This is a genomic window from Inhella gelatinilytica (assembly GCF_016093295.1).
GTDB classification, from domain to species: Bacteria; Pseudomonadota; Gammaproteobacteria; order Burkholderiales; family Burkholderiaceae_C; genus Inhella; species Inhella gelatinilytica.
In genome coordinates this window covers 1-21,448 of sequence record NZ_JAEDAL010000007.1, presented here as the reverse complement: position 1 = coordinate 21,448, position 21,448 = coordinate 1, and the positions used below count along the sequence as shown (strand labels likewise).

The 21,448-nt window shown below is 63.0% G+C and carries 19 protein-coding genes; 8 read left to right on the top strand and 11 right to left on the bottom strand.

Annotated elements, in window-relative coordinates:
* Window positions 1-18 precede the first annotated feature (18 nt).
* Complete coding sequence (mnmC, locus tag I7X43_RS12975; protein WP_198101380.1) at window positions 19-1,953, top strand: bifunctional tRNA (5-methylaminomethyl-2-thiouridine)(34)-methyltransferase MnmC2/FAD-dependent 5-carboxymethylaminomethyl-2-thiouridine(34) oxidoreductase MnmC1; 1,935 nt, start codon at window positions 19-21, stop codon at window positions 1,951-1,953.
* 16 nt (window positions 1,954-1,969) lie between these two features.
* Here mnmC and I7X43_RS12970 read toward each other — a convergent pair whose 3' ends face one another.
* Window positions 1,970-2,380 (bottom strand): ribonucleotide reductase subunit alpha, encoded by a 411-nt coding sequence (locus tag I7X43_RS12970; protein ID WP_198101379.1) that lies wholly within the window; start codon window positions 2,378-2,380, stop codon window positions 1,970-1,972.
* A gap of 187 nt (window positions 2,381-2,567) precedes the next feature.
* On the opposite strand from I7X43_RS12970, the gene I7X43_RS12965 reads away from it, so the two are divergent.
* Window positions 2,568-3,938, top strand: a complete 1,371-nt coding sequence (locus I7X43_RS12965; protein ID WP_198101378.1) for a YdgA family protein — start codon at window positions 2,568-2,570, stop codon at window positions 3,936-3,938.
* Between the two features lie 48 nt (window positions 3,939-3,986).
* Here the strand turns inward: I7X43_RS12965 and rpiA are convergent, their stop codons facing one another.
* The 4 genes from rpiA to I7X43_RS12945 all read right to left on the bottom strand — a co-directional run bounded on the left by rpiA (window position 3,987) and on the right by I7X43_RS12945 (window position 8,435).
* Window positions 3,987-4,649: a ribose-5-phosphate isomerase RpiA gene (rpiA, locus tag I7X43_RS12960; protein ID WP_198101377.1), complete on the bottom strand. Its 663-nt coding sequence runs from the start codon at window positions 4,647-4,649 to the stop codon at window positions 3,987-3,989.
* Window positions 4,650-4,692: 43 nt separating this feature from the next.
* Window positions 4,693-6,195 (bottom strand): carotenoid oxygenase family protein, encoded by a 1,503-nt coding sequence (locus I7X43_RS12955; protein ID WP_198101376.1) that lies wholly within the window; start codon window positions 6,193-6,195, stop codon window positions 4,693-4,695.
* A gap of 10 nt (window positions 6,196-6,205) precedes the next feature.
* Window positions 6,206-6,637: a DUF2141 domain-containing protein gene (locus tag I7X43_RS12950; protein ID WP_198101375.1), complete on the bottom strand. Its 432-nt coding sequence runs from the start codon at window positions 6,635-6,637 to the stop codon at window positions 6,206-6,208.
* A 130-nt stretch (window positions 6,638-6,767) separates the two neighbouring features.
* Window positions 6,768-8,435: a serine hydrolase domain-containing protein gene (locus I7X43_RS12945; RefSeq protein WP_198101374.1), complete on the bottom strand. Its 1,668-nt coding sequence runs from the start codon at window positions 8,433-8,435 to the stop codon at window positions 6,768-6,770.
* 153 nt (window positions 8,436-8,588) lie between these two features.
* Here I7X43_RS12945 and I7X43_RS12940 point away from each other — a divergent pair, with 153 nt between their 5' ends.
* The gene (locus I7X43_RS12940) at window positions 8,589-9,563 is read left to right on the top strand and encodes a recombination-associated protein RdgC (RefSeq protein WP_198101373.1); all 975 of its coding nucleotides are present in this window, start codon (window positions 8,589-8,591) and stop codon (window positions 9,561-9,563) included.
* A 6-nt stretch (window positions 9,564-9,569) separates the two neighbouring features.
* On the opposite strand, the gene dusA is transcribed toward I7X43_RS12940, so the two are convergent.
* From dusA to I7X43_RS12915, 5 genes are all read right to left on the bottom strand, one after another.
* Window positions 9,570-10,562 carry a tRNA dihydrouridine(20/20a) synthase DusA gene (gene dusA / locus I7X43_RS12935; RefSeq protein ID WP_198101372.1) on the bottom strand — a complete coding sequence of 331 codons (993 nt, stop codon included), beginning with the start codon at window positions 10,560-10,562 and terminating at the stop codon, window positions 9,570-9,572.
* Window positions 10,563-10,655: 93 nt separating this feature from the next.
* Complete coding sequence (locus tag I7X43_RS12930; RefSeq protein WP_198101371.1) at window positions 10,656-11,801, bottom strand: branched-chain amino acid ABC transporter substrate-binding protein; 1,146 nt, start codon at window positions 11,799-11,801, stop codon at window positions 10,656-10,658.
* A gap of 171 nt (window positions 11,802-11,972) precedes the next feature.
* A complete protein-coding gene (locus I7X43_RS12925) occupies window positions 11,973-12,230 on the bottom strand; it encodes a hypothetical protein (RefSeq protein ID WP_198101370.1) in 258 nt (85 codons plus the stop codon).
* Window positions 12,227-12,649, bottom strand: a complete 423-nt coding sequence (locus I7X43_RS12920; protein WP_198101369.1) for a DNA polymerase III subunit chi — start codon at window positions 12,647-12,649, stop codon at window positions 12,227-12,229. Before I7X43_RS12920 ends, I7X43_RS12925 begins: the two co-directional genes overlap by 4 nt.
* Window positions 12,650-12,652: 3 nt before the next feature.
* Window positions 12,653-14,113: a leucyl aminopeptidase gene (locus I7X43_RS12915; protein WP_198101368.1), complete on the bottom strand. Its 1,461-nt coding sequence runs from the start codon at window positions 14,111-14,113 to the stop codon at window positions 12,653-12,655.
* A gap of 27 nt (window positions 14,114-14,140) precedes the next feature.
* Between I7X43_RS12915 and lptF the strand changes: the two genes are divergently transcribed.
* The 4 genes from lptF to I7X43_RS12895 are packed head-to-tail and all read left to right on the top strand — an operon-like array spanning window position 14,141 to window position 17,659.
* A complete protein-coding gene (gene lptF, locus I7X43_RS12910) occupies window positions 14,141-15,235 on the top strand; it encodes an LPS export ABC transporter permease LptF (protein ID WP_198101367.1) in 1,095 nt (364 codons plus the stop codon).
* On the top strand, window positions 15,232-16,338 hold the full coding sequence (gene lptG, locus I7X43_RS12905) for an LPS export ABC transporter permease LptG (RefSeq protein WP_198101366.1): 1,107 nt from the start codon (window positions 15,232-15,234) through the stop codon (window positions 16,336-16,338). The genes lptF and lptG overlap by 4 nt, the downstream gene beginning before the upstream one ends.
* On the top strand, window positions 16,335-16,718 hold the full coding sequence (locus I7X43_RS12900; RefSeq protein WP_198101365.1) for a sirohydrochlorin chelatase: 384 nt from the start codon (window positions 16,335-16,337) through the stop codon (window positions 16,716-16,718). Before lptG ends, I7X43_RS12900 begins: the two co-directional genes overlap by 4 nt.
* Window positions 16,715-17,659 (top strand): CysB family HTH-type transcriptional regulator, encoded by a 945-nt coding sequence (locus I7X43_RS12895; protein WP_198101364.1) that lies wholly within the window; start codon window positions 16,715-16,717, stop codon window positions 17,657-17,659. The genes I7X43_RS12900 and I7X43_RS12895 overlap by 4 nt, the downstream gene beginning before the upstream one ends.
* 2 nt (window positions 17,660-17,661) lie before the next feature.
* On the opposite strand, the gene I7X43_RS12890 is transcribed toward I7X43_RS12895, so the two are convergent.
* Window positions 17,662-18,396: a hypothetical protein gene (locus tag I7X43_RS12890; RefSeq protein WP_198101363.1), complete on the bottom strand. Its 735-nt coding sequence runs from the start codon at window positions 18,394-18,396 to the stop codon at window positions 17,662-17,664.
* Window positions 18,397-18,510: 114 nt separating this feature from the next.
* Here I7X43_RS12890 and I7X43_RS12885 point away from each other — a divergent pair, with 114 nt between their 5' ends.
* On the top strand, window positions 18,511-20,730 hold the full coding sequence (locus I7X43_RS12885) for a TonB-dependent receptor (protein WP_198101362.1): 2,220 nt from the start codon (window positions 18,511-18,513) through the stop codon (window positions 20,728-20,730).
* The last annotated feature ends 718 nt before the right edge of the window (window positions 20,731-21,448 follow it).

Below are 21,448 nucleotides of genomic sequence, written 5' to 3'. Positions count from 1 at the left end.
CTCAGGGATGATAGGCAGATGTCGGCCCCTTCTCACCCCACCCCTCCCATCGAACCCGCCGCGCTGGACTCCAGCGATCCGCTGCACTGGCGCAGCCCCCGCTTTCAAGACGGCTACGCCTCACGAGCCGGAGCCTTGGCGCAGGCGCGCGAAGTTTTCTTGCGCGGCAATGGCCTACCGGACCGCTGGCAGCATCGGGATCGCTTCGTGATCCTCGAAACGGGTTTCGGACTGGGGAATAACTTCCTGGCGACCTGGGCGGCCTGGCGGGCGGATCCGCAGCGCAGTCGGCGCCTTTTTTTCCTGAGTCTGGAGCGCTACCCCCTGTCCCAACCGGAGTTGTTCGCCGCGCACGCCCACTCGGAACTCGCTGCCGAGGCCCAGGCGTTGATGGACGCCTGGCCGCCCCTGACGCCTGGGCTGCACCGGCTCGACTTTGACGACGGGGCGGTCACGCTCCTGCTGGCGCTGGGGGACATTCAGGAGACGCTGCCCGAGTTCCGCGCCCAAGTCGATGCCTTTTACCTGGATGGCTTTGCACCTGACCGCAATCCGGACATGTGGGATGCCGCCACCTTGCAAACGCTCAGCCGTTTGGCCCAGCCCGGGGCAACGGCCGCGACCTGGAGCGTGGCGCGCGCCACCCGGGAAGCCCTGACTCAGGCGGGCTTCCACGTTGAAAGGGTCGCGGGCTTTGGCGGCAAGGCCCAGCGCCTGGAAGCGCACTGGACGCCCCGCTTCGTGCCCCCAAGACCCATCGCCCATCAGCCGCTGGCACCGCATGCCCGCCGTGCCGTGGTGCTCGGCGCCGGTGTGGCGGGGGCGGCCTGCGCGCGGGCGCTGCGACGCGAAGGGCTGGCCGTCACCGTGCTGGACGCTCGCGCTGCCCCCGCACAGGCCGCCAGTGGCAACCCGGGCGGGTTGTTCCATGGCAGCGTTCACCCCGACGACGGTCCCCATGCCCGCTGGAACCGCGCCAGTGCCCTGCGAACGGCGCAACTCCTCGCCCAGCAGCGGCTCAGTTGGTATCAACCGGGGCTGTTGCGCCGCGCCCCCGGACAGTCGACGGCCGACATGGGCGGCCTACTGGCCCGCCAAGCCTTGTCTCCGACCTACTTACAGGCCCTGGACTCGGAAGCGGCTAAGGCCTTGAGCGGCCTGCCCCTGGGCGATCCCGCGTGGTTCTACCCGGCGGGCGGTGCCCTGCCGCCGCCGGAGCTCGTGGCGGCGTTGTTGGAGGGTGTCGAAGTGCGCGTCAACACGGCGGTAGCCCGTATCGAGCCCCATGAGACACACTGGCGGCTGTTTGACGAACGGGGGGCGCTGGTGGACGAAACGCCGCTGTTGGTCCTGGCCACCGGGCACCAGACACCGGCCTTGATTGCCCCGTGGGAGCCGGACTTGGCCCAGCGATTGACACCTCAGCGGGGTCAGGTTTCCCTGTTGCCCGCAACGTGGGCCGCGCAAGGCGCCATGCCGCGCCAACCCGTCGCGGGCGGCGGCTATGTCATCGGCCTGCCGGATGGTCGGGTGGTGTCCGGCTCCACCGCCCAGGGGCACGATCCGGATCCTCAGTGCCGTGAAGCCGACAGCGCCCACAACCTGGACGTGTGGCGGCGTCTTTGTGGCTCCACAGTGAACACCGCCGAATGGGCCCAGCAACTGCCCGGACGTGTCAGCTGGCGTCTACTGGCGCCCGACAAACTGCCCTTGATTGGCGGCCTGCCCTTGGAGGCACCGAAACACCGGGCCACACAGGCCAGCCACTGGCCTCGACGCCCAGGCTTGGTGTTGTGCACGGCCATGGCCTCACGCGGCTTGACCTGGGCCACCCTGGCCGGTGAATTGGCCGCGGCGTTGGCGTTGGGCTTGCCCGCGCCGGTCGAAGCCCGGCTGGTGGCTGCGGTCGACCCGGCCCGTTTCCGGGTCCGTCAAACGCGCAAGACGACCTGAGCAACCGCTGGGGCGGTTACGCCGCACCCCATTGAACCACCCGCCCTTGAGCATCGAAGGGCAGCAGGCCCTCGACTTGCCCGCTGTGAATCCGTTTCACGAGGCTTTCCAACGCCGATTGAACCTCGCCCTCGGTCGGAGCGCGACCACCGCGACCGGTTAGGGCCGCAGTGAACATCAACGTCCAGGGCGGGCCGGCCTCTCGGGCCTCCGCGGCCAGCGCGGCAAAGCTCGCCAAGTCGTGCGGGCTTTTGTCCACACACATCAGCAAGTTCAACACCCCCCCTTCACCCGCCTCAAATGCCCGACGCTGGGCCGCACTGGCGCCCGGTGGCAAGCCGGCCTCGGCAAAGACCAAGAGCAAACGCTGGGGCTCGGGCTGGGCTTGGGCGGCCGTCAAGAAGTCGTCAAAGGTGTGGAGTTCCATCGTTTGAGATCAGGGGCAAGTGAATGGGCACACCATAGCGCCAATCCAGCGCCCTCCCCCTCGGTCACTTGGCGGGCCCTCCCCTCCCACCAAAGAACGATGCGGGCAAACCCACCCGATTCGGTGGCCACCGGCATGCGCGGCCCAGCCCACAATCTCGCCTCCAAATTTGAATCGGGGAGCACAGATGAAAACGGGAATCAAGGTGCTGGGGGCAGCCGGAGCCGTCGCCGGATTGTGGGTGGGGGCGTCTGTCCTGAGCGGTCAGCGCGTCCAGGCTGCGATGGATGCACAGGTTCAATCGTGGCAAGGCAACGCCAACAGCCTGCTGCGCCTCACCAACGTGAGCTACAGCAAACGTTTGACGGGGGCAACGCGCACCCTGAACGTGGAATTGGGTTGCCCCACAGGGGATCAAAAACCCTTGCGCATCACGTGGCGCGATGAAATTGAGCACGGCCCCTTCCCCGGGTGGCGCGGCTTTGGCGCTGCCCGCATCCGCAGCGAGTGGGTTTTGGACGCAGACACCCAAGCCAAACTGAACGAACTCAAAAAAGGGGCCGAGCCTTTTGAGTTGGTCACTTACGTGGGGTGGAACGGCAGCACCGACACCCAGATTCGCATGCCGGCCCTGGCCTACCAGCAGCAGGACATGCAGTTTCAGTTCGACGGCCTGACCGGTCGCCTGCAATTGGATCGCGCAGGCCATGGGCGCTATGAGGCAGTGCTGCCGGGTTACCGGGTTCAGGACGGCAAAGGCGCGGACATCGTGATGAAAGATGTCAAGTTCGCGGGTGAGACCCTGGGCCCCACTTGGTGGGTAACCACAGGCAAGGGTAACGGCAGCCTCAAGGAGATGAGCTTCACCGGCCCCAACCCAGCCGATGGCAGCACCCGCAAGTGGTTTGCGCTTCGCGATCTGCAATTCAGCCAAACCGGCAGTGTCGAGAACGGGCTTTACACCGCCCAGGCCGAAGCGCATGGCAAAGGAGAGATTGCCGGCCTGCCCTTGGATGCGCTCAGCGTTCAGTACAGCCTGCATCGGTTCCGCGTGGCGGCTTATCTGGATTTGATTACCGGCGCCCTTCAAGACGGGTGCGCCGGCAATCCTGACCCCAAGGCTCGCTTGGCGACCGTTGAAAAGAGTTTCGCGGGCCTGCTCAGCGCCAACCCGGAATTTGCCCTCGACAAGCTCTCCGTGACCGTTCAGGGGCAAACCGCCCACCTGCACTACCGAGTGGGCGCTCAGGGCGTAACCGATGAAGAGGCCAAGGGTGGCATCAATCCCAAGCTCTTCCAGAAACTAAATGTTGAATTGGGTGCCGAGATTCCCGTACCCCTGATTCAAACGGTCCTGGAAAAAACCGGACAGGCCTTACCGCCAGAGGCTTTGGAGGCCCAGATCAATGGCGCGGTCGAGCGGGGTTTTCTGGAACGCAAGGGCGACCGCTTGAGCCTAGCCGTGCAATTCAAAGGCGGCGCCGCAACACTGAACGGCAAACCGCTGCCCATTCCGGGCCTCACGCCGCCGGCCATGCCCCACACCGACCCCCACTGAGCATCAGCTGACCGTCAGACCCGGGACCCGGGGCCCTGGCCCCGGGCCTCAGGCGAACTTCAGCGTGCGTACACCGTCGGGGGTCCCAATCAAAGCCACCCGGGCCCGGTGACGGGCAAAAATACCCACGGTGACCACGCCCGGCCATTGGCTCACTTCCGCCTCGACGGCGAGCGGATCGGCGATCGACAAGCCGCGCACATCCAAAATGAGTTGGCCGTTGTCCGTGACACACCCCGGGCGAACCTGGGCCTGACCGCCGAGCTGAGCAAAGCGGCGAATCAATTGCGGCGCGGCCATGGGAATGATTTCCACGGGCAAGGGGAAGCGGCCCAGCACATCCACACACTTGCTGGCATCCGCAATGCAGACGAAACGATCGGCCAAGTCGGCCACGATCTTTTCGCGTGTCAAAGCCGCTCCCCCGCCCTTGATCATGTGGCCCATGGGATCGATTTCGTCAGCGCCATCGATGTAGGTGGACAGGCGTTCCACCGCCGCCGCCTCCAGCACCTTGAACCCCGCGGCTGTGAGCGCTTGGGTCGAGCGCTCAGAGCTGGAGACGGTGCCGGCGAGTTCCATGCCGCTCGCGGCCAAGGCTTCGATGAACAAGTCCACCGTTGAACCGGTGCCCACGCCCAGCACGGTGCCCGGTTCCACATAGGCCAGCGCTGCTTGCGCGACCTGGCGTTTGAGTTCGTTTTGGTCCATGGGCCGCATTGTGCGTCCCCGGACATGGGAAAACCCGGATCCGTCAGGCCGCGAATTGGAAGTGGCCGTGAAATCCGAGCGGTGCCCAGTACGGGAGCCACACCGTAGCCACCGGTCCGGCGGACACCGCTTCGGCATCAAATACCGTGCAAAAGCTGCGTTGGCGGCGGCTGTCAAAGCCCGTCCCCACCAGCCAGCCCTGACCTTCGCGGGAACGGCCAGGTTTGGGCACCAGGAGTTGCTCCTCGACGATCACCCCAGGCCCAAAGTCGAACCGTTCGGTTCGATCCCGCTGCAGATCCACCCGCAGCACGGCCGCCCCCTCCCCCCAGCGACGCCCCCGGGCTTCCGGATAGAAAACGTACCGGTAGGCACGCCCCACCACCCGAGGGTCTACCTGAGGGAATTCAACTTGCTCCAGACGCGACGCCAGGGTGACGCGGCGCTTGCGCAAGTCAATCTGCACCAGGCGGGGGTTGGAGGGAGAGAAAGGTTCACTCCGGTGGCCGTGCAGCATGCTGTTGAAGCCGCCGCTCAAAAACCGCTGGTGATCCGTGGACACGTAATCCAATCGGATCAAGGCATCGCCATCGTCCCAAGCATTGCCAAAGTGGAAGAGCAATTCCGGCGGGGCCTCCAACACGGTTCTGACGCTCAGATCGCTCTTGTCGATCACCACGATGCGATTGGGCTGCTCGGCGCGCCATCGCATTGCACCCACGAGGGAGCGCCCTTCGCGCAGGCCTTGAGGATCCAACTCCAGCGGCGGCAGCACGAACACGAGAAACCGTTCCGTCAGGACAAAGTCATGCACCATCGCTGCCACGGGCAGGTCCAGCACCCGACTGCGCACCAAAGCCCCATGGGGTCCTATTTGATAGAGCGCCAACTTGCCCATGAAAGCGCCAAAGTTCCACAGGGTTCCATCCGGCTCGCGCTTGGGATGGGCGCTGAAGGGCATGCCCGTGAGCTCCGGAGCCCACACTTTGCGCCCTCGCGTGTGCAAGGTCTCGGGGTCCAACTCGTGGGCCGACCCACCCTCCCACAGCGCATACAGGCGGCCGCCCTGAAGGATGACCCCCGTGTTGGCGGTGTTGACATCGTCGCTGCTTCGCAGCGGACGTCGCGCGGGAATGGCCGTACCGAACGCCGGCAAAAGGAACGCACCCGCTTCGTGCTCGAGTTCGAACTTTCGGGTCCGCACAAAGCGCGCGGTGTGGCGAACCGCCGCACCCTCGAAGTGCCAGGCCTGAACCAGACCATCGCCGTCAAACCAGTGCGCGTAGCGCTGACCCGCGCGCTCCAACAGCCCCGGCCCATTGCGATAGAGCGTGCCGCGCAAGGCCGCCGGTAGCCGGCCCTCCACGCGCAGCCCCTCGGCCAAGCGGTCCTGGGCATCCACCCAACCGCGCAAGGGCTGCAGGGCGGGTTCGGTTCCAAAAGGCCCGGTGTACAGCGCATCGGGATGCCCAAGGGCGGCGTGAGCGCCAAAAGGACTCCCCAGCGTCAGCCCCCCAGCCACCAGCCATTGACGGCGATTCAACATGGCCAGTTCCTCAGTTGAGCGTCAGCGTGGCTTTGGTGTGACCCTGCACCGTGATCTTGGCGGCCTCAAAGCTGGGCGGGCCAAAACTGCCCGCCGCATCCCGGCTGAAGCCATAGGGCTCCATGGGCATGCCCACGGCATTGCGGTCCATTCGACCGTTGCCGTTCAGGTCCTGAACGGCGCTCACCGCCACTTCGGCCCCGTCCGGCAAGTCATCGATCACCACGGTCAGGCTCCGCCCCTCAACCTTGACCCGCGCCCCTTTGAGGGCGGCGCCTCGCAGCCACACTTCGGGCCGATCAAACACCGCCACCAGCAACTGACCCTCACTTGCCTTCAGGCCTTCGATCGTGAGTTCCAGAGTTGCAGCCTGGGCGCTTGGGTTGACGCCCATCATCAGGGTAGCGGCAAGGGCGGAAGAAGCCATCAAACGTTTCACCATCTCAATCTCCATGCAAAAAAAAGTGCGATGGAGGGCATGGTTTCAAAGTCCGGCCCTTCCGTCCTACCCCGCGCGACGACCCGCAGGCCAGCGGCGCCAGCGGGGATTTCGCGGCGTGAGCGGCCCCGGCTTATTGACGCTTGAGCACCAACGTCGCCGGGCCTTGCTTCAGTGTCGCGCTCTGGGCCGCACCGGGCTCGTCCGAGAAACTCAGCGTCGCATCCAACCCCACCGCAAAGAGTTCGCGGGGCGATTGGGCTTTGAGCAAGATGACGGGTTGCCCTGGCGCTTGACTGGCCAAGCGACCCTGCGCGTCCACAAAGATGCGCAGCTTCAATTGCGGCGATGCGAATTCACCCACCAAGGCCGCACGCTGGGCCTCGTTCAATTCCACTTCGGCACGCTTCTCCACCTCCGCCACCTTGACCCAGCGCTGCACCTCCCCGTCGCCGTCAGGGAAGAAAGCCAGGACAGGGCCTTGGGTACTCTTTTCAATCTGCGCCTGAGCCAGTGAGTTCTCAAAGGCAAACCGGTCGTTTCCGAGCGGAGTGAGTGGGATCGGCTGAGAGCCGCTGCGCGTGCTGGTGAGGCGACCGTCGATCACACGCAGGGTGCGCGAGGTCTTGCCGCCGTCGGCCGAGTAGACGCCTTCGAGTTTGTGCAGAGCGGCCACCTCCACCGTCACCGGTTTGATCAGCGGGTACGGTTTGCCCAGCGCGTGCGCCGCGAGTTTGCGAGCCAATAAATCCAGGTTGACACCGGCGCTGTCACTGTTGGCCATCAGGGCCACGGTGATTTGACTGGCGGGCTGATAGACCAGGAGTGACACAAACCCATGGATACCCCCGCCGTGCTGCAGCATGGGCTGGCCGCGCAGGGTGTCCAGCCCAATGCCAAAGCCGTAACGGTTGGTGGCGGCCGCCCCCTCGGGGGTGATCATGCGCTGATAGGTCGCCGGCTTGAGCAGCTTGCCACCATGCAGCGCTTGATTCCAACGCCACAGCGACTGAACATCGCCGACCAAGGCGCCGGCGGCATGGGGTTGCGTCATGCTGATGGCGGTGGCCAAAGCCAGTTCACCCTCTTCGCCACGGGAGTACCCCTGTGCCATGCCCGGCACCAAGCCTTGGTCCCCCGGATAGCGGACATCAATCCGCTGCGGCTTCAAGAGCGCCGCATCCAATGCCGCATGCCAAGGCTTGCGCTCAATGGCCTCAATGACCGCTCCGAGCAACACATAGCCGCTGTTGTTGTACCGGTACTGCTGACCGGGCGCGAAATCGGGCTTGAGATCCTTGAACACCTTGATCATCTCGTCGGTGTCCAACTTGGACCGAACGGGATTGCCCATGTAGCCACCGATACCGGTGTAGCTCTTCACGCCTGAGCTGTGATTGAGCAACTGAGTCAGTGTGATGGCTTGGCCATTCGGATAGTCGGGAAGGTACTTGCTGAGTGGATCCTCCAAACTGGCTTTGCCCTCATCCACCAGCTTAAGCAAGGTGGCAGCAGCGAACTGCTTGGTCACCGAACCCATGCGCAGGCGGTGTTCGGGGCTGAGGGGGACCCCCAGCTCGATCGAGGCCATGCCACGCGCTCCCTGGTACAGCAGTTTGTCGCCTTGGGCCACGAGCATCACCACACCTGGCCCATCCTTCTTGACCCCTTGCTCGTCCAGCAATTGTTCGGCATAGGTGGAAAGCGGCTGAGCGGGGGCCGCGAACGCCAGCTGGCATCCCGCCAGGGTCAATGCCACCACCAAGGTGGCACGCGAGGGAGTCAAAACAGAAGCGCGCATGGGGTCGTCCGAAGTTCGAAAAACGCAATGGTGCCGTTCGTAGCCCTGGAGCACCACTCTCCTGTGATGACCCGCAGCGCCTCATGGACAAAATGCAGCGGTGCCGGATGAATGGGCCAGAATCCGCGCCTTTCCTGCCACCGCTCACCGTCTGTGTTCAAGGCCCTCACCCTTTATCGCCTGCCGCTGGCAGGACAGCCCGACTGGTCCCAGCTCGACGCCCAGCTGGCCACACAACCCTTTACGCCCTGCGGCCCCACCCAACCCATTTCGGTGGGCTTTGTACCGCCGCGCGGCCATGCCGAAGGCCCATTGGTGGAATGGGTCAATGGCCATGCTTTGCTGAAGCTGCAATTCGAGCAGCGCCTACTCCCCGGTTCGGTTATCAAGGACCGGGTCGATGAACTGGCCGAGAAGCTGGAGCAAGAAAGTGGCCGCAAGCCTGGCGCCAAGCGCCGGCGCGAACTCAAAGACGAAGCCCTGCTTGATCTTCTGCCACTGGCTTTCACACGGACTACCGCCCTGCGCGTGTGGATCGCACCGCAGTTGGAGTTACTGGCCTTCGACTCCACGACATCAGCCCGCTGTGATGCGGGCCTGACCTTGCTGAGCAAAGCATTGGTGGGCCTGACCCCCGAGCCCCTGATGACCGCAGAGAACCCCGCCACCTGCATGAACGCCTGGCTGCTGGATGGCGTGGCACCCGCGGGCTTTGGCATTGGCCGCGATGCCGAGCTCCGGTCCAGCGACACGCAAGCGGCCACGGTTCGCTACACACGGCACGGACTGGATGGCCCGGATATTCAGCAACACCTGACCGCAGGGAAACAGGTCAAGAAATTGGCGCTGAATTGGCGCGATCGATTGGACTTTGTGCTCACCGATACGCTGCAACTCACCCGGCTCAAAGTCGACGACGGCGCGTTTGAACAGGACGGGTTGCAAGACAGCGAAGCCGATCCGTTCGATGCCGACGCCTTGCTGGCGACGGCGGAATTGAGTCAGTTGCTGCCAGCACTCTTTGAGGGGCTGGGCGGATTGGTCGATGGTTTGGGGGTGGCTACGGCCCCTGCCGTACCGGCACCGCCCATGTCGGGCTCGGATGACGCCCCCCCGTGGGAGGCGTAATCAACCTCAGGCGACGGCAGCGGCCGCGACCCCCAAGCGTGCCGCCGTCGCCATCGCCTGCACGGAGCGGGGGCTCTCTGTTTTGAGGCGGTGATCGCTCCAGACCTGCCGCCAGCGGCGCGAACCGGCCGTGCCGTTCCAAAGCCCTAAAGCATGACGTGCGGCCGGCGCCCAAGGCTGCCCCTCATTCCAGCGCAGCTGCAAGTACGCCACCCAGGCGTCTTCGACACCCTCGCGGGTCAAGCCTTGCGGCGGAGCACCGAAGAACTGCTCATCCCACGTGCTCAAGGCCCAGGGCTCGTGATAAGCGTGACGCCCGACCATGACCCCATCGACCCGCTCCAGCTGCGCGGCCACGGTCGTGTCGTCCTTCACACCACCATTGAGCACCACGGTCAGTTGCGGGAAATCTGACTTCAACCGGTGCACGACCTCGTAGCGCAGGGGCGGAATTTCCCGGTTGTCCTTGGGGCTGAGCCCGTCGAGCCACGCATTTCGCGCATGCACGATGAAGACCGTGCAGCCCGCCTCGGCCACCGTGCCCACGAAGTCGCGCACAAAGTCGTACCGCTCGATTCGATCGATGCCAATGCGGTGCTTCACCGTCACCGGCAGCCCCGTGGCATCTCGCATGGCCCTGACCCCGTCCGCCACCAGCGCGGCTTCTCCCATCAGACAGGCTCCAAACGCACCCCGTTGCACGCGCGGGCTGGGACATCCGCAATTGAGGTTCACCTCGTCGTACCCCCAACGCTCCGCCAAGCGCGCGCACGCAGCCAAGTCGCCCGGTTCGCTACCGCCCAGCTGCAGTGCCACGGGATGCTCCACCGCATCGAAGTCCAGGTGTCGGGCTTGATCGCCATGCAGCAAAGCACCCGTTGTGACCATTTCGGTGTAAAGCCGGGCGTGACGCGTCAACAGACGATGGAAGACGCGGCAGTGGCGGTCGGTCCAATCGAGCATGGGGGCCACCGACAAGCGCCAAGGAGAAAAGCTCATGAGGGACAGAAATTCAGCAAAACGGTGAATTATCGGAAAGCACAAACAAAACGGCCCGCTTGCGCGGGCCGTTGGGGGCAGGGGTGCGAAGAATTAACGCACAACCGCCACTTGGTCGCGCGCACCACCCTTGTAGGTGAACAGCGTCAGAGCGCCATTCTTGATGTCGCCCTTCTCGTCGAAGGCCACGGTACCCGTCACGCCCTTGTAACCAGCCGTCTTGGCCAGCACGGGCAAGTACTTCGCGGGGTCCGCCGAACCCGCCTTTTCCATCGCCGCCGCCATCACCATGGTGGCGTCATACACGTACGGTGCGTAGATTTGCACGTCAGCATTGAACTTGGCGCGGAACTTGGCCTTGAAGTCATCCATCGACTTCTTGGCTTCGCCTTCGACACCACCGGCTTCGGCGCAGTACACCTGACCGTCACCCATGGAGCCGGCAGCCAACTTGGGCAACTCGCCGGAGCAGATGCCATCGCCACCCATGAACTTGGCATTGATGCCCAGTTGCTTCATCTGACGGAGCATCGGTCCGGCCACGGCATCCATGCCACCAAAGAACACCACATCGGGGTTGGCAGCCTTCAGCTTGGTCAGGATGGCCGAGAAGTCCGTGGCCTTGTCGTTGGTGAACTCGCGTCCCACCACTTTGCCGCCGGAAGCCTTGACGCCCTTTTCAAATTCGTCGGCCACACCTTGCCCATAGGCCGTACGGTCGTCGATCACGGCAATCGACTTGCCATTCAGGTTCTTCACCGCGTATTTGCCGAGCGTGCCGCCGAGGTGCACGTCATCGGCCACCACGCGGAACGTGGTCTTGAAGCCTTGGCGGGTGAACTTGGGGTTGGTGGCGGACGGGCTGATCTGGGGAATACCCGCGTCGCTGTAGACCTTGGAGGCCGGGATCGACGTGCCCGAGTTCAGGTGCCCAATCACGCCGTGAACTTTGGAGTCCACGAGCTTTTGAGCTGCAGCCGTGCCCTGCTTGGGATCACCTGCATCGTCTTCGGCGAACAGTTTGAATACCGCCACCTTGCCGCCAATCTTCATCTTCTTGGCGTTCAGGTCTTCGATGGCCATGCGAGCGCCCAGCTCGTTGTCCTTGCCCAAGTGCGCGATGGCGCCGCTGGTGGGGCCGACGTGGCCAATCCGAACTTCAATGGTTTCCTGCGCCATTGCCGCGCCACCCAGAGCGACCAATGCCGCCACGGCCACTTGATTGAACCGAACTTGCATGAATGATCTCCAACAGAGAAAAACGAGGTTGCTGCTCAACCCCAAAGCGGCGCAGACCTTACCGCACTTTGCACCGGTCGATCTCAGGGAAAGTCGGTAGGCGCGCACGGGGGAGCAACGCGGTAGTCCATGAATCGTTGACGGGCCACAGGACGTCACCCGCCCAAGGTCTTAATCCATGTCGCCCTGCCACTGCGACAGCGAAGCCAGCACGCGGGGCATCAGGGCATCCAGCAGCTGCTGCTCCAATTTGGGACTCAGCTCAGTGACAACCTCACGCACCAGCACCGGCAGCTGATCGATCAGCCACGTATCCAATTGCGCGGCCAGCTCTGGCGGGACCTGCAGTCGGGGCGCCGGGCCTTCGACAACGTCCGTTAACACTGGAACGTCGCGCTGGATGCCCTCCCGCTTCGATGCGTCGGTCATGCCGCCACCTCGTGATGTTCGGGCGTCAGTCCTTGAGTCCGGTAGTGCCGAAACCGGGCACGCCCTGCCTCCCGCGCCTCCGAGTCTTCGCCCACCACCTCAAAAACTTGGCGCACCCCGGTGGGTGCCAACACCACTTCAGCCCCCAAATGAATCAGGGCAGTGAAACCCTCGGCAGGCCCGGGCTCGACATCCAACACAAGGGGACTGCGGCGCTGGAGCGACGCCTCACCGGGGCCTGCATGCGCCCAAAACCCATCCAGCGCCCACAGACGGGCCGAAAGGCTTTTGAGCGCAGATTGCGGGCCGACCACCAGGGTTCGCCAGCCCCGTTGCTGGCACTTGCGAGCCAAGCGCAGGGCCACATCAACCGGGTCGGCACACCCGGTGTAGAAGCGAACCTCCAGCGCGTCCGCCACGCCTTAGACGACTTGCGAGAGCAAAAAGTGCGTGAGCAAGCCGACCGGGCGGCCCGTCGCCCCCTTAGCCGCCCCACCCTTCCAGGCCGTACCCGCGATATCCAGGTGTCCCCAGCGATAGGCCTTGGCGAAGCGCTTCAAGAACATGGCAGCCGTGATCGACCCCCCGGCCCGAGAGCCCACATTGGCGACGTCAGCAAAGTTGGACTTGAGGCCCTCGTCATACTCATCGTCCAAGGGCATGCGCCAGCAGGGATCCAACGCCGTTTCGCCGGCGGTCGACAAAGCCTGGGCCAACTCGTCATCGCTGGCGTACATGCCACTGCGCACCCCACCCAGTGCGATGACGCAGGCACCGGTCAGCGTGGCCACATCCACCACCATGCGCGGCTTGAACCGCTCGGCGTAGGTCAGGGCGTCACACAGGATCAATCGGCCTTCGGCGTCCGTGTTGAGGATTTCAATCGTCTGGCCCGACATGGAGGTCACCACGTCACCCGGCTTGACAGCCTTGCCACTGGGCATGTTCTCGCACGCCGGAATCAGCACGACCAAATTCAGCTTGGGCTTCAGTTCGACCACCGCACGCAAAGCACCAAGCACCGACGCGGCACCGCCCATGTCGAATTTCATCTCGTCCATCTCAGCCCCGGGCTTGAGGCTGATGCCGCCCGTATCAAACGTGATGCCTTTGCCCACCAAGACAACAGGCGCCTGGGTGCGCGGGGCGCCGTCATAGCGAGCCACGATAAATCGCAGCGGCTCATCGCCCCCTTGTGCCACGGCCAAGAATGAGCCCATACCCAAGCGCTCCACCGCCTTCTTGTCCAGCACTTCAACCTTCAGCCCGTGCTTGCGCCCCAGGTCGCGTGCGCAGTCGGCAAGGTGCGTGGGGGTGCAGTAGTTGCCCGGACGGTTGGCCAATTCCCGCGCCAACTCCACGCCTTCACCCACCGCCTGGCCCAAGGCCAATCCCGCCTTGGCCGCCTTGAGATCGGCCTTGTCAACCAGCACCGTCACCCGACTCACGCGTGGGTCTTTGGGCGCACTGGGTTTGGTGTGCTGATACAGGTACGCCGAGTCCCGCGTCGCCAGAACCCCCTGCTCAACGATCTGTTCACTGAGCGCGCCGAAACCGGCAAAGGCGATGGCGACATGGGCCACATTGCGGCCCTTGAGTTGAGCCAAGCCAGCCACCACCGCCGCGCGTGCCGATTTGGCACTGGGTTTGCCAGCGGCTGCCAGGATCAGTCGCGGCGCTTTGACGCCGGCGGCCCCGACGATCATTAGCGCCTTGCCGGTCTTCCAGTCAAAGTCACCGAGCTTGACCGCCGACTTGACCGCGTTGGCCAGGGCAGCATCCATTGAGGCCGGGACTCCATCCCCCCCCAGCACCACCAGAAGAGCGTCAGCCGTGGCCGAGGCCCACTTGTCGATCGAGACCGATTGAATACGAGCGTCCATAATTTCGCCGAGCAATAAGACCGAAGAATGTTATTCCATACCTCGTTTCGATCCGAACTGGCTCGTCAGTTCGGCGTGAGTTTGGTGGTCCTGATCACCATCGTCCTCACCTTTGCCCTCATCAAAACGCTGGGGGCCGCTGCCGGGGGCAAGGTGGACCCGGCCGATGTGCTGCTGGCCCTCTTCTTTGCCGGCGTGACCCAGTTGCCGGTGGTGCTGGCCCTTGCCCTCTTTATTGCCGTGGTGGGGAGCGTCAGCCGCCTGTATCGTGATTCTGAAATGGCGGTGTGGTTGGCCAGCGGGCAGCCCCTGCGGCGCTTCTTGGGACCCATTGCAAGCATGGCATGGCCTGTTTGGCTGGGCTTGGCGATCCTGATGCTGTGGGTAACCCCGTGGACCCAACGCGAGACCGTGCAAATGCGCGAGCGCTATGAAAAACGCAGTGATTTATCCCGTGTCGCGCCTGGACAGTTTCAGAGCTCTCGAGATGGCAGCAAGGTGTTTTTCATCGAGCGCGGCGGCGAGTCCCAGGGCATTGGGCGCAATGTCTTCATCTTGACTCAGAAAGCCGAGCAAGAAGCGGTGATTACGGCTGCTGAGGGGCGCGTGGAATGGGAGGGCGAAGACCGCTTTCTGAGCCTCACCAACGGCCAGCGTGCCGAAACCCTGACTGCCGCGGAGGGCCGCACGGTCGCCCGATTCGCGGGGTATCGCGTCTTGACCGACGCGGGCGCGGCTCGCTCCATGGATGAGCTCCCGCCCAAAGCCATGTCGACCCAGCACTTGGCTCTCTCCGAGCACCCCCGCCATCACGGTCAACTGGTGTGGAGAGTGGGATTGATTTGGGGCGCCATCAACTTGTCCATTCTGGGCGTCGGATTGGCGGCCTCCAATCCGCGCCGCCCCAACAACTGGGGCCTTGTAGCCGCCTTGTTGGTGTTCATCATCTACTACCACCTGATCAACCTCACCGAAGGTTGGGTGGGGCGTGAGCGCCTGACCCCAGCCCAAGCTTTACTCAGCGTGCATGGGTCGGTGGCTGTATTGGCCATCAGCCTCATCCTCTTGCGGGACGAGGGGCTGCGCTTTCATTGGCGGCGCTTCGTGGGGGCAACCTCATGAAGACCGTACGCCGCCTCCTCTACCGAGACATGGTGATGGCCGTGGCCTTTGTGGCTCTGGGCTTTTTGGGCCTTTTTTACTTCCAAGCCTTCACAGAAGAAATGGAGCGACTGCGCAAGGGGCAAGCCCTGACCCAGGGGGCCCTGTTGGCCGCCCTGGAGTTGCCCAACCTCTTTTACGAGGTGTTTCCGATTGCCGTGTTGATTGGCACCATTTTTTCGCTCTCCCGGATGGCGCAGTCAAGCGAGTTCACCATTTTGCGTACCGGTGGTTTGGGACCGGGGCGGGCGCTGAAACTCCTCGCGGCGCCGGCCCTGGCGTTCACCGCCCTAACCTTTGTAGCTGGGGACGTGCTTGCCCCCATGGCGGAGCGGTGGTCAGAAACGCTTCGGGCCCAGTTTTCTGGGGGGCTGGTGCAGCGCGCCGGGGGCGCTTGGATGAAGGATCGGTTAGTCGATGCGCAGGGGCAAGAACGGCTCTTCACCGTCCATGTTCGCAGTGCGTCCCTGGAGGGTCGGCTTGAGGGCATCCGAATCTTTCACTTCTCAACAGACGGTCGCCTGCGCGAGCGTTGGGAGGCCGAAACGGGCCAAGTGGATGGCGACGGGCGTTGGCGCCTGTTTGCAGCGCAGCAGATGGTGTGGCCGGAGAGCCCATCCGAAGGTGCGTGGGTCAAGCGGGGACCGACCGATGCCGAGTGGGCCAGCCATTTAAACCTAGGGGTGGTTAGCGCGGCACTGCTCAGTGCCAAGACCATGTCCACCTTGGAACTGTTCCGGTACACACGCCACTTGTCGGAGCAGGCCCAATCGTCCCAACGGTACGAAATCCAGTTTTGGCGGCGCGCCTTTTATCCGCTGGCTTGTTTGGTGATGGTCGCGCTGGCGCTTCCCTTCGCTTACCTCCATGCCCGAGCGGGCGGCGTCAGCGCCAAAGTCTTCGGCGGCATCATGCTGGGCATCAGTTTCGTGCTGCTGAGCAACCTTTCCGGACATTTGGGGGTGCTCAACAACTGGACTCCCTGGGCCGTGGCTGCAGCCCCCAGCCTGCTCTATCTGGGCCTCTCGATGGCCGCATTTGCCTGGTTGGTGCGATACCGATGACTGTTGGACTCATTCTGCTGGCCCACGGCGCTCGCAACCCAGCTTGGGCGGCACCATTCGAAACCGTGCTGGCGCGCGTGCAAGCCAAGCGCACCGACACGCCAGTTTCGCTCGCTTACTTGGAGTTGCTGGAGCCCAGCTTGGTGCAGGCGGCCCGTGATTTGGTGGGTCGAGGCGCGACCACCTTGGTGGTGCTGCCCTTGTTCTTGGGCGGTGCGGGCCATGTGCGCCGCGATGTGGAGCCGCAGATCCAGCAGCTACAGACCCAACTGGCGCTCCCAATTCGTATCCTGCCCGCACTGGGTGAACAAGCGTTTTTCCAAGACGCTCTGACGGCTTGGTGCCTGTCGGTGCTGGAGCAATCGCCGGAGGCGCCATGAATCTGCAGCAGTTTCGCTTTGTGGCTGAAGCGGCCCGTCGCAATCTGAATTTGACCGAAACCGCGAAGGCCTTGCACACCTCACAGCCCGGAGTGTCCAAAGCCATCCTGGAGTTGGAAGAGGAGTTGGGCGTCGACATTTTTTCGCGCCATGGGAAGCGCCTGCGTCGCATCACGGAGCCGGGCGAGCAGGTCCTCCGCAGCATCAGCATCATCTTGCGCGAAGTCGGCAACCTCAAGCGAATTGGTGAGGAGTTTTCTCGCCAAGACGGTGGTCAACTCTCCATCGCCACCACGCACACGCAGGCCCGTTATGTACTCCCGGCGCCCTTGGCTCAATTGCGCCAGCGGTTTCCGAAGCTGGGCATCGGCTTGCACCAGGGCAGTCCCACCCAAGTGGCCGAAATGGTATTGAATGAGGTCGCCGTGATTGGTCTGGCGACCGAATCACTTGACGAGTTTGGCGACTTGATTTCGCTTCCCTGGTACGAATGGCAGCACGTGGCCGTCATGCCGCGTGATCACCCCCTCGCGACCCAGTCGGTGATCACCCTGGAAGACTTGGCCCACCACCCGTTGGTAACCTATCACCCGGCGTTCACGGGCCGCTCTCGCATCGATCGGGCGTTCGCGGCGCGGGGCCTGACCCCCCAAGTGGTGCTGGAAGCCATTGATGCAGATGTGATCAAAACCTATGTCCGAATCGGACTGGGGGTTGGGGTCGTTGCGGAGATGGCCATGAAGGATGTCTCGACCGACCCCGATCTGGTGGCCAAACCCCTAGGCCATTTGCTGGGGAGCAACATTGCTCGGATTGCGTTCAAGCGCGGCGTCATGCTGCGCAACCATGTGATGGTGTTCGCTGAACTACTCTCTGACCGCTTTACTGGTGCGCTGCTCAACACAGCGCTGTCCGGTGACGCCAGTAGCTTTGAGCTCTGAAATCACGATGCATCCACGGCATTCAGACTGGATTGCCAACCCGAGACGCCCGACTGTGCCCAACTGACGCCCTCACTGATCAGTTGATCCACCCGTTTGGCCTCTTTCGCGGCCACCTCAGCCAGCCCAACAAAGGCCTTGATCTGATCGAGGGTCGGCTCTGCCACCGGCATTCGCAGGTACAGGTTGCCTCGCTGCACTTGCAACACAAAGGGAGTTCCCGCGGGCACCAGATCCTGACTGGCATGCGCCAGTGCGTCCGTCAGCGCCCCATCCAACCAAGCCGCCGCGACCTCTTTAGCCGCAGCGCACGCAGAGAAGCGAGCTCGGGCCAATTTCGACTTCCACTGGTCCCACTGAGCGAACATCACCAGCCAACGCATCTCTTCGGGCGTATCGGTTTCGATCCGCGTCTGCAAGGTATCGGTAAAAGCGTCAAAAACGGCTCGCTCTAGGCGATCACGAAGTTCACGCTCAATCACCATCAATTGCAGTTCTGGGTTGAGCTTCAATTCCCAGCGGACACGCATTTCTTGACCCGAGATGTAGCCTCGCTGTGAAGGTCCCCACTCGACCCGCAAATGCCCCAACGCGTGCTGGGGTTGATCAATCAAAAAACCATCGGCTTCTTGCGTTTGGACGAAGCGTGCCGATCGACTGGAGGCCCACTCGGCAATGCCCTTCCAGGCTGCGGCATTGGCCCGCTGTTTCATCCAGTGCTTGACTTGATCGAACATGGAATTTCTCTCGCTGTGGCGCCAATGCTGCGAGTCTAGTCTCGGCCAAAGCAAGAAGGGGTTTGCTTTTTCCAACAGATCAGTACAGTTGGTGACACCACCGGGAGTGCATTGATGCGTCCGAATGCTCACGTCTTGCTGTTGCTTTTGGGAAGCACCGTGTCCAGTTCGGGCTGGGGTCAAGAAGCGGACACCCTTGAAAAAGTCACGATCACTTTGGGGCGAGGGCAGATTCGTTCGGTGCTCGGACTCAGTCGATCGGAGTTCTCACAGTCCCTGGCCGGCACCAGCCCTTTGTCCGTGATGGCGCGCTTGCCAGGTGCCAGCTTCCAGGCGGCCGATGGGCTGGGCAACTACGAGTGGTCTGCTCGTTTTGCCATGCGTGGTTTTGCACAAAGCCAGCTGGGCTTTACGCTGGATGACATCCCCTTGGGGGACATGTCCTACGGCAACCACAATGGTCTGCACATCAGCCGCGCAATCGCCAGTGAAAACCTGGGCCAGGCCACCTTGTCCCAGGGTGCAGGCTCGCTGGATACCGCGTCCACCAGCAACCTGGGGGGCACGGTGCAGTTCTATTCCATCGACCCTCGGCGCGAAGCTGCGTTTCAGCTGCAGCAGACCCTGGGGGCCAACGACCAACGGCGCAGTTTCATGCGCTGGGACAGTGGAGAAGGTGCCTGGGGCGCCTTTAGTGTCAGCCTGGCCGATCACCGGAACGAGAAGTGGAAAGGCGCCGGCGAGCAACAGCAACGCCAAGTCAATCTGAAGTGGGTGCGCGCGATGGGCTCCCACCGCCTGAGTGCGTTTTTCAACACTTCGGATCGACAGGAGGTCGATTACCAGGACATGTCGCTGGAAATGATTCAGCGCCTGGGCTGGGACTGGGATAACAGTTACCCCGACTTCAATGCGGCGCTGACGGCCTCTCGCACACTGTGCGGCAATGCGGGCAGCACCTACACGCCGCGCTGTGACGATGCCTATTTCGCTGGTTCCGGGTTGCGCAAAGATCGGCTGGCGGGCGCTCAGGCGGCGTTTCAACTCGCGCCGGACCTCACGTGGCGCAACACGATTTACACCCACCGCAATGAAGGTCGGGGGCTCTGGTTTACTCCGTACACGGCCTCGCCGGACGGCACGCCCATCAGCGTTCGAACCACCGAATACGACATCGACCGCCAGGGCTGGATTTCTCACGGCACCGCCGAATGGGGCAACCACAAGGTGGTCGCGAGTTTCTGGATCGAGAACAACCGCTTTGACCAGGCGCGCCGCTTTTATGCCAGCCCGGCCAGCGCGGTCCCCAATGTGTATCGCTTCCCGACCCATCCCTTCCGAACGGATTGGGTGTTCGAATTTGATACGCGCACCCAACAGTTTTCACTGGCTGACACCTGGACGCTGTCCGAGCGATTGAGCCTCGGTTGGGGTTTCAAGAGCATGCGGGTGGTGACCGACGCGACCCTGTTGGAGGGCAGCAACCGCCCCACAGGAACCATTCGGTCCTCCAAGCCCTTCTTGCCTCAAATCGGGCTGCTGTACACCGCGCCGGATGGCAACGAGTGGTTTGCCTCCTTGACCCGCAATGCTCGGGCCTTTCAGGCAGCCGGCGCGGGTACTACACCGTTTGCCACGACAGCCGCTGGGTTTGAGGCGGTCAAGAATCGGCTGCGCCCCGAAACCTCCGACAGCTTCGAGCTCGGGTGGCGGCGCATCGGCCCCACAACCCAGTGGTCCCTTACCGCCTATTCGGTCACCTTCCGAGATCGACTATTGAGCGTGCAAGCCGGGAGTGCCATCGTGGGCAACCCCAGCATCTTGAGCAACGTCGGCACCGTGAAGTCAAGGGGTTTTGAGGCGGCGGTTTCGCACCGCCTATCGAAGCTCTGGTCGGTTTACGGAGGTCTGAGCCTCTTGAATGCACGGTATCAGGATGACGTCACCAGCGGCGGAACTACAGTCGCGACCGCTGGCAAGCGAGTGGTGGATGCCCCCGCTCAGATGCTCAAGCTGGGTCTGCAGTACGACGAAGGCCCCTGGTCAGCTACTACGGGGGTGGATCTTCAGGCCAAGCGGTATTACACGTACACGAACGATGCGCACGTACCCGGTTACGCCTTGATCAATGCACAAATTGGCTATCGCTGGGGCCAGGTTGGTGTTTTGTCAGATGCGCAAGCCCGCCTGAGCGTCCACAACCTGGGCAACCGACGCTACATCGCAACGCTGGGTTCGAATGGTTTCGTCAACTCAGACCCAAGCGGGACTGCGCAAACGCTTCTGCCGGGCGCCCCCCGGTTGTGGTCAGCCACGTTAAGTGCACGTTTCTGACTTTCCGAGCGCCTCTTGGACGGGAGGGACTCGAACTATCCCTGTCGCTTACCTATGAAAACAAGTGGCATCAGCCACTGTGAATTTTTGTTTGTTCCCCGGTTTGTTCCCCGGTTCCAAACCCACTACCCCCTTTGCCCAGGCTTCGGGCACGCTCGCGCTCTTGGCGTCAGGCCACTTCGATTGGCTTGATTGTTTTTCAAAGGGCAGCACACGCACGGGGCTCGGCTCCCTTTGAACGTTGCGAGCCAGCGAAGCGGTTTTGTCACCCCCTAAAGGCTGGCGCAGCTTGCAGGCGGCAGAAGTGAGGCAAGCCCACTCATGGAGTAAACCTTTGCCAGTGAATGGGTTTTTGAGCTGACTCGGTAGCGCAGCCCCTCCCGGCCGCGCCCTTTTTTCGCCTTTTTTAAAGGCTGTTATTTCCTGTTTGTTTATTGGCCAGTCAGCCCGTGCGAACCCGCCGGATATGGCCGCCTGCGAGTCCCCAGGAGGACTGCTTCCGCCTGGGACGACCGATCGAGCCCGACCAATTGCAGTCTGTCAGCCAAGTTCAGCGGCTCGCCAGGAAGCTGCCGCTCAACGCCGCCGCTCAACGAATGAAAGGGACTTCCCCGTCCCGAGCTAGCCGCGGTGAGCGGCAAACGGCAACAAGTGCCACGATGGGGTTGCGAAATCTCATCAACTCACTCTGAAAGGGGAAGTCCATGGCCATTGTCTG